This window comes from Streptomyces sp. NPDC001219 (assembly GCF_053597915.1).
Genome location: NZ_JBSFJF010000005.1, coordinates 18,715 through 32,218 on the forward strand (window position 1 = coordinate 18,715; position 13,504 = coordinate 32,218).

Consider the following 13,504-nt stretch of genomic DNA (forward strand, 5'->3'; position numbering starts at 1 on the left):
CAGCATGCTGCCCGAGGACACGACGGACCGCTTCGCCGCCGCCCGCCAGGTGGCCGACGCCGTGCTGTTCGAGGGCTATGTGCTCTACCCGTACCGCGCGTCCGCCGCCAAGAACCAGCTCCGCTGGCAGTTCGGGGTCCTCGTGCCGCCCCATTGGGGCGCCGACAGCGCGGAGCACTCCTTCCAGCGCACCGAATGCCTCATGGAACCCCGCTCCGGCGCCCGGCTCTCGGCCGAGCTGCGGTTTCTGCGCGCCCAGCGGCGTACGGTCCAACGGCTGTGCCCGGACGGCGGGTTCGAGGACGCGGCCGAACTCTCCCTGCCCGACCGGCTGCTGGTGCCCTGGGACGAGGGCGTCGAGGAACGCGTCACGCTGGTGGCCGATGTCTCCAAGCTGACCGGCGAGGGCGTCACCGTCCCGTTCAGCCGGCCCGCGCGCGAGGAGACCGAACAGGTCCACGACGCCGAGGGACGGCTCGTCGGCCGGCTGGTGCGGCACTGCGCCGGAATCGACGGCCTGGTCCGGCTGACCGCGAGCGAACTCGACGGGCCGTACGCGGCGTTCCGGCTGACCGCGACCGTCGAGAACACCAGCGGCTGGCAGCCGGACGAGACCGGCGCCGACCGCACCGCGGCACTGCCCCGCTCGCTGGTCGGGGCCCATCTCTTCCTCGGCCTGAGCGCGGGCGCCTTCCTCTCCATGACCGACCCGCCGGAGTGGGCCAGGGGCGCCGTCGCGGCCTGCCGCAACGAGCACGCCTGGCCGGTGCTGGCCGGCGGGTCCGGCCGCGCCGATGTGGTGCTCTCCGCGCCGATCATCCTGGAGGACCACCCGGCCATCGCCCCGGAGAGCCCCGGCGCGCTCTACGACGCCCTGGAGATCGACGAGATCCTGACCCTGCGCACCGCGGCCCTCACCGACGAGGAGAAGCGCGAGGCCCGCGGCACCGACCCCCGCGCCGCCGAGGTCATCGAACTCGCCGACACCATGCCGCCCGAGGTGCTGGAGCGGCTGCACGGCGCCGTACGGGCGCTGCGCGAGGTCACCGGACCCGGCCCGGCCGCCCCCGACGCGTTCACCCCCGACGTGCCGGGCCTCCGCCCGGACACCCCCTGGTGGGACCCGGAGAGCGACCGCAGCGTCGATCCGGTACGCGACCGGGTCACCATCGACGGGCGGCAGGTCGGCGCCGGCAGCCGGGTGCGGCTCCGCCCCGGCCTGCGGCGCACCGACGCCCAGGACCTCTTCCTCCAGGGCCGCACCGCGCATGTCGAGGCGGTGCTGCACGACGTCGACGGCGGTGTGCACCTCGCGGTGACCGTGGAGGGCGACCCCGGCGTCGACATCCGGCGCGAGCAGGGCCGGTTCCTGTACTTCCAACCCGACGAAGTCGCCCCCCTGGAGGACGCGTGAGCCCCGAGGCATCCGCGGGCAAGCGGCCCGCGAAGACGCTGATCGCCGGTGTCGGCAACATCTTCCTCGGCGACGACGGCTTCGGCGTCGAGGCCGTCCGCAGGCTGGAGCAGCATCAGCTCCCCGAGGGGGTCGAGGTCGTCGACGCCGGAGTACGGGGCGTCCACCTCGCCTACCAGATGCTCGACGGCTACCACACGGTGCTCCTCGTCGACGCCTCCGCGCGCGGCGGAGAGCCCGGCACCGTCTACCTGCTCGACGCCACCACTCCCGCCGAACGGCCGCCGGACACCGCGCTGGACGGCCACCACATGACCCCCGACGCCGTGCTCGCGCTGCTCGACACGCTCAGCGCGGGCACCGGCGGCCGGCGCCCGGAGCGCGTCCTGGTCGTCGGCTGCGAACCCGCCGACATCACCGAAGGCATCGGGCTCAGCGCACCCGTCGACGCCGCGGTCGACGAGGCCGTCCAGATCGTCCTGCGGCTGGTCGGCGCGGAGGAACCGTCCCCGTCCGCCGCCGGGGCGCACCCCAGTGAGAGGAACACGACACCATGCTGAAGCTCGCCCTGGGCGGCGCGCTCGCCGCCGCGCTCGCCCTCATCGCCCGCTCCGTTCTGCCGGATATCAAGCGCTATATGCGTATCCGGTCCATGTGACCGGAACGGCGCTGCACCGAACGGTGTACGCCGCCGCGCCGCCCGGCGAGGCACCCCGGACGCCCTCCGGCGGCGCCGTCTAATGAAGCCGAGCGGCCCCCGGTCGTCGCCGCACCAGAGAGGGACCGATGCACGAGATGTCCATCGCGCTGGCGGTCGTGGACCAGGTCGAGAGCGCGGCCCGGCCCCCCGGCGGCGGCACCGTCCACAGCGTCCGGCTGCAGGTCGGCGAACTGGCCGGGGTGGTCCCCGACGCACTCGCCTTCTCCTTCGAACTCGCCTGTGCCGGCACGGTGCTGGAGGGCGCGGAGCTGGTGACGGAACCCGTCGCGGCCCGCGCCCGCTGCGGCCCCTGTGCGGACACCTGGCCGGTGGGCATGCCCCCGCAGCTCAGCTGTCCGGGCTGCGGCGGCGCCACGGCCGAGCTGCTGTCCGGCCGGGAACTGCAGATCGTCAGTGTGTGCTGGAACGACGCCCCGGTACACGTACCGACCCACGAGGAGCGCTGAACCATGTGCCGTGTCGTCGACCTGCAACAGGCGGTCCTCGCCAAGAACGACGCCTGTGCCCACACCCTGCGCGAGGATCTCGCCGCCCGCGGCACCTCCCTCGTCAATCTGCTCTCCAGCCCTGGCAGCGGCAAGACCGCGCTCCTGGAACGTGAGCTGACCCTCGCCCGCGACCGCGGTGTTCCGGTCGCGGCGCTCACCGCCGACCTCGCCACCGAGAACGACGCCGTGCGGCTGGCCCGCTCCGGAGTGCCCGTCAAACAGGTGCTCACCGACGGGCTGTGCCACCTGGAGGCCGAGATGCTGGGCGGGCACCTCCACGGCTGGCTGCCCGCGGACACCCGGCTGCTGTTCATCGAGAACGTCGGCAACCTGGTCTGCCCCGCCTCCTACGACCTCGGGGAGACCCTGCGCGTCGTGCTGGCGTCGGTGACCGAGGGCGAGGACAAGCCGCTGAAGTACCCCACCGCCTTCGGACTGGCGCATCTGGTCGTGGTCACCAAGACCGATATCGCCGAGGCGGTCTCGTTCGACGAGAAGGAGTTCCGCGCCAACGTCGAACGCATCAACCCGGGGGTGGAGGTCGTCCTCACCTCGGTGCGCGGCGGTGCGGGCGACGGTCTGCTGCTGGACCGGGCGCTGGCGGCGCGCGACGGTGCCCCGGTGCACATCCCGGTCATGACCCGGAAGTCCCACCACGTCCATGACGCGGACGACGGCCAGCCGTGCGACGAGGGGCACACCCACGAAGCGGGCCACCACACCCACGATGCGGGCCACTCCCATCCCCACGATGCGGGCCACTCCCACTCCCACTCGCATGAGGCGCCGGGCGGCCGGGCGCACCCCACCGACTCCGACACCGTGGCGTCGAGCCGCTCATGACCACCGGGCAGGCCGAGGGGACCACCGCGACGGCCCCTCCCGCAGCCGCCGCACGCCGCCGGATCACCGTGCGGGGCGTCGTCCAGGGCGTCGGCTTCCGCCCGTTCGTCCACACCCTCGCCACGGAAATGGGCCTGACGGGCCATGTGACCAACACCGGCGAGGGCGTCGTCGCCGAGGTCGAGGGCGCCCCCGCGGCGCTCGCCCGCTTCGGCGAGCGCCTCAGCGGCGAGGCGCCGCCGCTGGCCGTCGTGGAGACCGTCGACGGCCAGGAGATCGCCCTGGCCGGTGACGCCGGCTTCCGTATCCTCCCCTCCCGCGCCCACGGTCCCTCCCGCACCCTGGTCGCCCCGGACGCCGCCACCTGCGAGGCCTGCCTCGCCGAGCTGACCGACCCGGCCGACCGCCGCCACCGGCACCCCTTCCTCAGCTGCACCCACTGCGGGCCCCGCTTCACCCTCGTCACCGGCGTCCCCTATGACCGTGCGCTGACGACCATGGACCGCTTCCCGATGTGCCCCGCCTGCGCACGGGAGTACGCGGACCCGGGCGACCGGCGGTTCCACGCCCAGCCCATCGCCTGCCACGACTGCGGCCCCCGGCTGCGGCTGCTCACCGCCGACCCCGCCGACCGCACCAGCCCACCGCACCCGGCACCCGGTGCCGACCCGGTCGCCGCCACCCGGCGGCTGCTCGCCGACGGCGCGATCGTGGCCGTCAAGGGCCTCGGCGGCTACCACCTCGTCTGCGACGCCGCCGATGACTCCGCCGTCGGCCTGCTGCGCGCCCGCAAGGCCCGCGGCGACAAGCCCTTCGCGCTGATGGCCCGTCAAGTCAGCGACGTGGAACACCTGGTGCGCGTCGGGGCGGAGGAACGCGCGCTGCTCACCGGGCCCGTACGGCCGATCGTGCTGCTGCGCCGCACCCCGCGTCCGGCGGCGGCCCCGGGCGCCGCCATGCCGTCCGACGCGGTCGCCCCCGGCAGCCCCGACCTGGGCGTCATGCTGCCGTACACCCCGCTGCACCACCTCCTCCTCGGACTGCCCGGTGACCCTCCGGGGCCCCGGCTGCTCGTCATGACCAGCGGCAACGTCGCGGGCGAACCGATCGTCACGGACGACGACGAGGCCCTGCGGCGCCTCGCGCAGCTGGCGGACGCCTGGCTCACCCACGACCGGCCGATCCGGATTCCGTGCGACGACTCGGTGGTCCGCATCAGCGACGGGGAGCCGCTGTTCGTGCGCCGCTCCCGCGGGTACGCGCCGTTCCCCGTCCCCCTGCCGGTGCCGGTACGGCCCGCGCTCGCGGCCGGCGGGGACCTCAAGAACGTGTTCTGCCTCGCCGAAGGGCACCGCGCCTGGCTGTCCGCGCACATCGGCGACATGGACGACCTGGCGACACAGTGCGCCTTCGAGCGGGCCGAGGAGCACCTGGAGACGGTCACCGGGGTGCGCCCCCAACTCCTCGCCGCCGACCGGCATCCCGGCTACCGCTCCGGCCGCTGGGCGCAGTGCCACACCGACGGCCGGCCGCTGGTCCGCGTCCAGCACCATCACGCCCATATCGCCGCGGCCATGGCCGAACACGGGCTCCGCGACGGCCACCCCGTCATCGGGGTCGCCTTCGACGGCACCGGCTACGGCGACGACCACGCCGTCTGGGGCGGCGAGATCCTGCTCGCCGACTACGACGGCTACCGCCGCTTCGGCCAGCTCGCCTACGTCCCGCTGCCCGGCGGCGACGCCACCGTACGGCGCCCCTACCGCATGGCCCTCGCCCATCTGCGCGCCGCGGGCATCGACTGGGCCGCTGACCTGCCCCCGGTGACGGCCTGCCCGCCGGACGAGCGGCGGCTGCTGGCCCGGCAGCTCGAACGTCACTTCAACTGTGTGCCGACCTCCAGCATGGGCCGGCTCTTCGACGCCGTGTCCTCGCTGGCAGGGGTCTGCCACCACGCCGGATACGAGGCCCAGGCCGCCATGGCCCTCGAAGCCGCCGCCCTGACAGCGGGCGAGGAGCACGGTCCCGGGTACGCGTTCGCGCTGCGCCCCGGTCCGTCCGGCGCGGCCGCCGCCGACCTCGTCGCCGACCCGGCGCCGGTGCTCACCGCCGTCGTCGGGGACCTCCGCGCCGGCACCCCCGTACCGCTGATCGCGGCCCGCTTCCACACCGCGGTCGCCGACCTCGTCCGGCGCGGCTGTGTGTCGGCCCGCGAGCGCACCGGACTGACGACCGTGGCCCTGACCGGCGGGGTCTTCGCCAACACCCTGCTGGCCGAGGCCGCCGCCCGCCTGCTGCGGCAGGACGGCTTCACCGTCCTGCGCCACCGCCGCGTCCCGCCCAACGACGGGGGACTGGCACTCGGTCAGATCGTCGTCGCGGCCCGCACGGCAGGAGCCGCCGTGCGCTGAGCGGTACCGCGGCGCGGCGGACGCAACGTACCCACGACGAGGAGAGCCCCCATGTGTCTGGCGGTACCCGGCAAGGTATTGGACATCGAGGAACGGGACGGCACCCGTATGGCGACCGTCGACTTCGGCGGTGTGGTCAAGGAGGTGTGCCTGGAGTACGTCCCCGACCTGAAGGTCGGTGAGTACGCCATCGTCCATGTCGGCTTCGCGCTGCAGCGCCTGGACGAGGAGTCCGCCCGGCACACCCTCGCCCTGTTCGAGGAACTGGGCCTGCTGCAGGAGGAGTTCGGCGACCCCTGGGAGGCGGCCGCCGCCCAGGGACGGGACGGGGCGGGCGGCACACCCCCGGCCGCCCCCATCGACGGAGCGCGGGAGACGAGCCGGTGAAGTACCTCGAAGAGTTCCAGAACCCCGAGCTGGCCCGCCGGCTGCTCGACGAGATCCGGGCCACGGTGACCCGGCCCTGGGCCCTGATGGAGGTCTGCGGCGGGCAGACCCACACCATCATCCGGCACGGCATCGACCAACTGCTACCCGATGAGGTCGAGTTGATCCACGGTCCGGGCTGTCCGGTCTGTGTGACGCCGCTGGACGTCATCGACAAGGCCCTGGAGATCGCCTCCCGCCCCGACGTGATCTTCTGTTCCTTCGGTGACATGCTCCGCGTCCCCGGCAGTGACCGCGATCTGTTCCAGGTGCGCGGCCGGGGCGGTGACGTCCGGGTGGTCTACTCCCCGCTCGACGCCCTGAAGGTCGCCCAGCAGAACCCGGACCGCCAGGTGGTGTTCTTCGGCATCGGCTTCGAAACCACCGCACCGCCGAACGCCATGACGGTGTATCAGGCCCGCAAGCTCGGCATCCGCAACTTCAGCCTGCTGGTCTCGCACGTCCGGGTGCCGCCCGCGATCGAGGCGATCATGTCCTCGCCGAGCTGCCGGGTCCAGGCCTTCCTGGCCGCGGGCCACGTCTGCAGCGTGATGGGCACGGGGGAGTACCCCGAACTGGCCGAGCGCCACCGGGTGCCGATCGTGGTCACCGGCTTCGAACCCCTCGACATCCTGGAGGGCGTCCGCCGCACCGTCCGCCAGCTGGAGCGCGGCGAACACACCGTGGACAACGCCTACCCGCGCGCCGTCCGCAGCGAGGGCAACCCGGCCGCCCAGGCCATGCTCGCCGATGTCTTCGAGGTCACCGACCGCGCCTGGCGCGGCATCGGCACCATCCCCGCCAGCGGCTGGCGGCTGTCGGAGCGCTACCGCGACTACGACGCCGAGTACCGCTTCTCCGTCGACGGCCTCACCACCCGCGAACCGGCCGCCTGCCGCAGCGGGGAGGTCCTCCAGGGACTCATCAAGCCGCACGAGTGCGAGGCCTTCGGCACCACCTGCACCCCGCGCTCCCCGCTCGGCGCCACCATGGTCTCCAGCGAGGGCGCCTGCGCCGCCTACTACCTCTACCGCCGACTCGGCACCCCGTCCATCCCGCAGGAGGCGAGCCCCGTTGCCTGACACCAAGCACCCCCAGCCCGGCGGCCCCACCCCGGCCGACCGCGGTCTGCCCACCGTCGACATCTCCGGCTGGACCTGCCCCACCCCGCTCCGCGACCAGCCGCGTGTCGTCATGGGGCACGGCGGAGGGGGCGCGCTGTCCGCCGAACTCGTCCAGCAGATCTTCGCCCCCGCCTTCGGCGGCGAGATCCTCGCCCAGCTCGGTGACTCCGCCGCGGTGTCCCTCGGCGGCGTCCGCCTGGCGTTCTCCACCGACTCCTATGTCGTCCGGCCGCTCTTCTTCCCCGGCGGCTGCATCGGCGACCTCGCCGTCAACGGCACCGTCAACGACCTCGCCATGAGCGGCGCCAGAGCCGCCTACCTCTCCTGCGGCTTCATCCTGGAGGAAGGCGTCGAGATGCCGGTGGTCGCCGGGGTCGCCGACGCCATGGGCGCGGCGGCACGGGCCGCCGGGGTCGAGGTGGCGACCGGCGACACCAAGGTCGTCGAGGCGGGCCACGGCGACGGCGTCTACCTCAACACCGCCGGTATCGGCCTGATCCCGGCGGGCGTCGACCTGCGCCCGCAGCGCGTCGTCCCCGGCGATGTGGTGATCGTCAGCGGTGACATCGGCCTGCACGGCGTGGCCATCATGAGCGTGCGTGAGGGCCTGGAGTTCGGCGTCGAGATCGAGAGCGACTGCGCGGCCCTCGGCGGCCTCGTGGAGAGCATGCTCGCCGTCACCCCCGATCTGCACGTCCTGCGCGACCCCACCCGCGGCGGGCTGGCCGCGGCGCTGTGTGAGATCGCCACCGCCTCCTGCACCGGCATCGTCATCCAGGAGCGCGCCATCCCCGTGCCGTCGGCCGTCGCCAACGCCTGCGCCATCCTCGGCCTGGACCCGATGTACGTCGCCAACGAGGGGAAGCTGGTGGCGTTCGTCCCCCGCGAGCACGCCGACGCCGTGCTGGACGCGATGCGGGCCCACCCCCTGGGCGCCGGCGCCGCGGTCATCGGGGAGACCGTGGAGACCCACCCCGGCATGGTCGTGGCCCGCACCCCGCTGGGCGGCACCCGGGTCGTCGACCTGCCGCTGGGCGAGCAGCTGCCACGGATCTGCTGAGCCCACGCGAGAGGGCGGCGCCGGAAGGGGCGCCGCCCTCTCGCGTGTGACCGGACCCGCTCAGGTCTTCTGCAGCAGCCGGGACCCGAACCAGTCGTCGGCGTCCCGTACCCCGGGCAGAACGAAGAAGTAGCCGCCGCCGATCGGAGTGATGAACTCCGACAGCGGTTCGTGCCGCAGGCGCCGCTGCACGGCGGCGAACTGCCGCTCCGGGTTCTGCTGGTAGCCGCAGAAGACCAGCCCGAGGTCCATCTGCCCCTTGCTGTCGTAACCGGCGTCGTAGTTGTAACTCCGGCGCAGGAAGCGGGACTTGTCAGTCTTGTCGGTGCGCGGGTTGGCCAGCCGGATATGGGAGTCGAGCGGGATCTTCTTGCCGTACGGGTCCTCGCGGTACCTCGGTGAGTCCGTCTCGTGCGTGCCGTCCAGCGGCGCACCGCTCGCCTTGCGCCGGCCGAAGATCTTCTCCTGGCGTGACACCGGCACCTTGTCCCACTTCTCGACGTGGAAGCGGATCAGGCGCAGCACCTGATAGCTGCCGCCCAGCGCCCAGTCCGGCTCCCCGCAGGGCGGCGTCACCCACAGCAGCCGGTCCATCTCCCGGGCCGAGCCGGTGTCCGGATTGACGATCCCGTCCTTGAAGCCGACGAAGGTGCGCGGCGACCCCGAGGGCCGCGACGGGTTGAGGAAGGCGTCCGCCCGCCAGCGGGGCCGCAGCAGACCGTGCGTCTCCCGCGCCAGGTCGCGCAGCACGTGGACGACGGCGTCCGGGTGCTGCGCGCAGACCTGCAACGACAGGTCACCGTGGCAGCGGGCCGGCTCCAGCCGGTCGTCGGGGAAGGCCGGCATCGCCTTGAGATGCCGTGGCTTGTGCCCGGAGAGACCGAAGCGGTCGTCGAACAGGGAGGCACCGACACCGAGGGTGACGGTGAGCGAGTCCGGGGTGGGCTTCTCCGCGGCGACCTGCTCGTCCTGCGGCTTCACCCCGGCCGCCAGCACCCGCGACCGGGTGGTGAGCTTCTGGAGCAGGGTGGTGAGACCTTCGCGGTCCTGGGCCAGGACATCGAAGCCGACGAAGCCGGCGAAGAGCTGCTGCGGGGTCACGATGCCGGCCTGGTGGCGTCCGTGGAACGGCACCTGGTCGGGCAGCGGCACCCCGTCGCGCCGCCGGCCCGCCGGTGCGGCAGCCGCCTGCCCGCCGAGTCCCGCCGCGGCCACCCCCGCGATCCCCGCCGCGCACTTCAGAAATCCCCGGCGTCCGTCGTGCCGCGGAACGGCGCACCCGTCGTCGGCCTGCTCACGTCTCATGGTCCCGCCCTCCTGACTGCGTCGTCCGGCAGCCGTGTGCCTGCACATCCCTGTGCGCGATGCTCGCCGCCCACGACGTACGGGTCGGGAGCAACACGGCCCCGGCCCCGGATATCACGCCTGGGACCCCGGCGGGTCGTCCGAATGGCGCAGCCGGCGGGCCCACCGCGCGACAGCGCCCCGGAGCGCTTCTAGCGTCGGCCCTGTGACCTGCCCGAACACCCACCACGCAGGCCGGGCGGCAGGTCACCCACCGTGCACCACCACCGAGCCCATGGACCCCCCACATGAGCACTTCCACCGACGCGAGCACCGCCCTGGCCGAGGCCACCCGCCTCGCCCCGGGCACCCCGCTCGAGGAACACACGGCCGACGGCACCGCACCAGGCAGCGAGGGCACCACCGTCGACGGGGCACCACCCGTCGAGGCGGACCGCGCCGCCGACGCGGAGGCCGTCCCGGACGCGAGTGCGGCCGCAGACGAGTGCACGGCCTCCCAGGGCGACCCGGCCGCGGCGGAACCGGCCGTCGGCCACGCCATGCCCCTCGACGGCGGCGCCGATGTCGCCGCACCGCCCGTCTCCTGGCTGCGCATCGAGAAGGGCCATGCCGAGCCGGAGGAGATCGCGGCGATCAGCGTCGTCCTGTGCGCCCAGCTCGCCGGCCTGAGTGCCCTCGCCGCCGACGGCCGGCCCGAGGAGCCGCCCCGGGACCGCCGGCACCCGCCGGGCCGCTCCGCCTGCTGGTCCGGCTGCTGGACCTGCGGCTGAGCTCCGGCACCGCGCTGACGGCCGGTCGGCCGAGCGTCCGGCGGCGCTCGGCCGACCGCGTGCGTCCGGAGCCGTCGTCAGCCCCCCTGCTCCTCTGACCAGGAGTGAGTGACCGGGTACGCATCGTCACTCTCCAGTACCTCGGCGCTGCGCTGCGTGCTGGAAGTGTCCGCTGGTGGAACGCGTGATTCCTCTTCGGTGATCGTCGAGTAGGGTCCGGCGAGCCGGAACAGTGAATCAAGGAGCGTTTGTCGTGGCCGAGGGTCAGGTATCGGGTGAGGGCGACGGGGCGGATGTCCCGGAAGTGCAGGCGCAGGAGCGCCGATTGCGCCGTGACCTGGGCTTCTGGGGACTGACGGGCATCGGCTTCTCCAATATCGTCGGCTCCGGCTGGCTGTTCGCCGCCCTGTACGCGGCGCAGACCGCCGGTCCCGCGGCGCTGCTCTCCTGGATCGGGGCCGGCGTGCTGTGCGGGCTGGTCGCCCTGGTCATGATCGAGCTCGGCGCGACCCGGCCGGAGGGCGGCGGTACGGTCCGCTGGCCGCTGTTCGCCAGCGGCCGGCTCGTCGGCACCCTCATCGGCTGGTCGACCCTGCTGTCGGTGGGCGGTACCGCCGCCGAGATCAGCGCGATCATGCAGTACGCCGCGCACTACCTCCCGGGCATCTACAACGGCCACACCCTCACGCTCTCCGGAGTGGCCCTGGCCGCCGGGCTCAGCGTCCTGCTGACGGCGCTCAACTGGTTCGCGGTGCGGATGTTCGCCCGGCTCAACAACCTGGTCTCGATCTTCAAGATCGTGGTCCCGGTCGTCACCGTGGCGGCCCTGATCGCCTCCGGCTGGCACTCCGGCCGTCTGACGGACCACGGCGGCTTCGCCCCGTACGGCTATGTCGCCTGCCTGACCGCGCTGGCCGGCGGCGGCATCGTCTACTCCGTCAACGGGTTCCAGGCCCCGCTGGACTTCTCGGGCGAGACCCGCAACCCCCGCCGTACCCTTCCCGCCGCGGTGCTCACCGGCATCGGCCTCGCGGTGATCATGTACCTGGCCCTCCAGGTGGCCTTCCTCTTCACCGTCCCCGAGCATCTGCTCGGCAATGGCTGGAAGGGGGTCTCCTTCGACTCCCCGTTCGGCCAGCTCGCCCTGATCCTCAATCTGCACTGGCTGGCCAGCCTGCTGTACGCGGACGCGGTGATCTCGCCCGGCGGTTCGGCGTACGTGGGCGTGGCGCTCAACGGGCGGCACACCTACGCGCTCGCCAAGAACGGCACCATCCCCCGGTACTTCATGAAGGTCAACGAGCGGTTCGGCATCCCGCGCCGGGCGCTGGCGATCAACCTCGTCGTGATCATGGTCTTTCTGCTGCCGTTCGGCGGCTGGCAGGACATCGTGAGCGTCATGGGCGACATGTATCTGCTGATCTACGCCGCCTCCGCGGTCGCGGTCGCCGTGTTCCGCGCCGAACCGGGCGGCCGCACCGCCGGCTGGGTCCCGGGGCTGAGCTGGATCGCGCCGCTCAGCTTCGTCGTGGCCAGCGAGTTCGTCTACTGGTCGGGCTGGCACGACCTGCGGCTCGCGCTGCCCCTCGTGCTCGGCGGCCTGCTGATCTTCCTGGCCATGCGCCGCCCCGGGGCACGCGACAGGGCCGCCGTCGAGAGCGACGGCGCCGGCCCGAGCCGCCCGCTCGGCGCCGAACTCCGCACCGGCGCCTGGCTGGTGGCCTATCTGGTGAGCCTCACGCTGGTCTCCTGGCTGGGCACCTTCGAGGGCTCCGGCAAGCTGCCGGCCCCGTACGACTCGGTCACCGTGGCCGTCCTCGCGCTCGCCATCTTCTTCTGGGCGGTGCGGTCCGGCGTCCGGCACCTGGAGGTGGCCCGCCCCGCCGCCGCCTGAACAGGCCACGGGGGCCGTCAAGCGGAAGTCCGACCGCGGAAATATGATGAACCGGGAGAGGCGGGCTCCCGAAGAGCCCCCATGAGGCCAGGTCAGGCGGCCACCGCGGAGACGCACGGAGCACGCCCCGCAGTGGCCCATGCACCGACGCACCTGGGAGCGGTCCATGCTTCGGCGTCGTCCCCCGCGGTCGGCGAGCGCGGACGATCTGCTGACCACGCTCGGGCGACTGACCGCCCAGGCGCGGGAAGGCGCCGAGAAACAGCGGGCCCGGGTCGAACTCGCCGAGGCGCTCCAGCGGGAGATGCTGCCGGCCGTACTGCCGGCGATACCGGGGCTGCGCGCCGCCGCCACCTACGCACCCGCCCGGCACGGCCTGGACATCGGCGGCGACTGGTACGACGGCTTCCCGCTGCCGGACGGCTCGCTCGCCTTCTGCGTCGGCGATGTGCAGGGCCATGACGTCGAGGCGGCCGCCTTCATGGGGCAGATCCGCTTCGGGCTGCGCGCCGTCGCCGGCCACGCCGCCGATCCGGGGGAGGTGCTGAGCCGGGCCAACGACCTGCTGCTCTCGGTCGACTGCGGGCTCTTCGCGACCTGCACCTTCGTCCGCTTCGACCCGGTCGCCTGGGAGCTGACCAGCGCCCGCGCCGGTCATGTCCCCGGAATCTGGGCCACCACCGACGGCCGGTCCGGCCTCGCCGACGACGCGGGAGGCCTGCCGCTCGGCATCGCGCCGGGCGAGAGATACCCGGTCACCCGGCGCCGGTTCGCCACGGCGGGGGCGTACGTGCTGCTCACCGACGGGGTCGTGGAAGGGCCGTCGTTCCCGATCGAGGCGGGGCTGACCCAGGTGACCCGGCTGGTCAGCGCCAACGCCGACGGCGACCCGGCCACCGTGGCTGATGTGGCGATGACCGTGGCCGAGTTCACCGGGCACACGGACGACTCCGCGGTGCTCGTGCTGCGCTTCGACGCGGCGGCGCCCAGGGCCGGGTGAAGCGCGGCGCGGGCACGCGTGTCGAGAGCGGCGCGCGGCCGTCGGCGT

General features: G+C 73.4%; 13 protein-coding genes. 12 read left to right on the forward strand and 1 reads right to left on the reverse strand.

What is annotated here, in order from left to right; translation table 11 throughout:
- Positions 1-4: 4 nt before the first annotated feature.
- The 9 genes from ACWC9R_RS04480 to hypE all read left to right on the forward strand — a co-directional run bounded on the left by ACWC9R_RS04480 (position 5) and on the right by hypE (position 8,487).
- Positions 5-1,414 (forward strand): hypothetical protein, encoded by a 1,410-nt coding sequence (locus ACWC9R_RS04480; RefSeq protein WP_450729035.1) that lies wholly within the window; start codon positions 5-7, stop codon positions 1,412-1,414.
- The gene (locus ACWC9R_RS04485) at positions 1,411-1,974 is read left to right on the forward strand and encodes a hydrogenase maturation protease (RefSeq protein WP_450728897.1); all 564 of its coding nucleotides are present in this window, start codon (positions 1,411-1,413) and stop codon (positions 1,972-1,974) included. The genes ACWC9R_RS04480 and ACWC9R_RS04485 overlap by 4 nt, the downstream gene beginning before the upstream one ends.
- On the forward strand, positions 1,968-2,072 hold the full coding sequence (locus tag ACWC9R_RS04490; protein ID WP_450728898.1) for a DUF6893 family small protein: 105 nt from the start codon (positions 1,968-1,970) through the stop codon (positions 2,070-2,072). Before ACWC9R_RS04485 ends, ACWC9R_RS04490 begins: the two co-directional genes overlap by 7 nt.
- Before the next feature lie 128 nt (positions 2,073-2,200).
- Positions 2,201-2,581, forward strand: a complete 381-nt coding sequence (locus ACWC9R_RS04495; RefSeq protein WP_450728899.1) for a hydrogenase maturation nickel metallochaperone HypA/HybF — start codon at positions 2,201-2,203, stop codon at positions 2,579-2,581.
- A 3-nt stretch (positions 2,582-2,584) separates the two neighbouring features.
- A complete protein-coding gene (gene hypB, locus ACWC9R_RS04500) occupies positions 2,585-3,466 on the forward strand; it encodes a hydrogenase nickel incorporation protein HypB (RefSeq protein WP_450728900.1) in 882 nt (293 codons plus the stop codon).
- Complete coding sequence (gene hypF, locus ACWC9R_RS04505) at positions 3,463-5,877, forward strand: carbamoyltransferase HypF (protein WP_450728901.1); 2,415 nt, start codon at positions 3,463-3,465, stop codon at positions 5,875-5,877. The genes hypB and hypF overlap by 4 nt, the downstream gene beginning before the upstream one ends.
- Before the next feature lie 51 nt (positions 5,878-5,928).
- Positions 5,929-6,264, forward strand: a complete 336-nt coding sequence (locus tag ACWC9R_RS04510) for a HypC/HybG/HupF family hydrogenase formation chaperone (RefSeq protein WP_450728902.1) — start codon at positions 5,929-5,931, stop codon at positions 6,262-6,264.
- Positions 6,261-7,385 carry a hydrogenase formation protein HypD gene (hypD, locus tag ACWC9R_RS04515; protein WP_450728903.1) on the forward strand — a complete coding sequence of 375 codons (1,125 nt, stop codon included), beginning with the start codon at positions 6,261-6,263 and terminating at the stop codon, positions 7,383-7,385. The genes ACWC9R_RS04510 and hypD overlap by 4 nt, the downstream gene beginning before the upstream one ends.
- Positions 7,386-7,431: 46 nt before the next feature.
- The gene (hypE, locus tag ACWC9R_RS04520) at positions 7,432-8,487 is read left to right on the forward strand and encodes a hydrogenase expression/formation protein HypE (protein ID WP_450729036.1); all 1,056 of its coding nucleotides are present in this window, start codon (positions 7,432-7,434) and stop codon (positions 8,485-8,487) included.
- A 60-nt stretch (positions 8,488-8,547) separates the two neighbouring features.
- On the opposite strand, the gene efeB is transcribed toward hypE, so the two are convergent.
- Positions 8,548-9,792 (reverse strand): iron uptake transporter deferrochelatase/peroxidase subunit, encoded by a 1,245-nt coding sequence (gene efeB, locus ACWC9R_RS04525; protein ID WP_450728904.1) that lies wholly within the window; start codon positions 9,790-9,792, stop codon positions 8,548-8,550.
- Positions 9,793-10,079: 287 nt separating this feature from the next.
- Here efeB and ACWC9R_RS04530 point away from each other — a divergent pair, with 287 nt between their 5' ends.
- From ACWC9R_RS04530 to ACWC9R_RS04540, 3 genes are all read left to right on the forward strand, one after another.
- On the forward strand, positions 10,080-10,562 hold the full coding sequence (locus ACWC9R_RS04530; RefSeq protein WP_450728905.1) for an acyl-CoA carboxylase epsilon subunit: 483 nt from the start codon (positions 10,080-10,082) through the stop codon (positions 10,560-10,562).
- 253 nt (positions 10,563-10,815) lie between these two features.
- Entirely contained in the window at positions 10,816-12,456 is a 1,641-nt protein-coding gene (locus ACWC9R_RS04535; RefSeq protein WP_450728906.1) for an APC family permease, read from the forward strand.
- A gap of 166 nt (positions 12,457-12,622) precedes the next feature.
- A complete protein-coding gene (locus ACWC9R_RS04540) occupies positions 12,623-13,456 on the forward strand; it encodes a PP2C family protein-serine/threonine phosphatase (RefSeq protein ID WP_450728907.1) in 834 nt (277 codons plus the stop codon).
- The last annotated feature ends 48 nt before the right edge of the window (positions 13,457-13,504 follow it).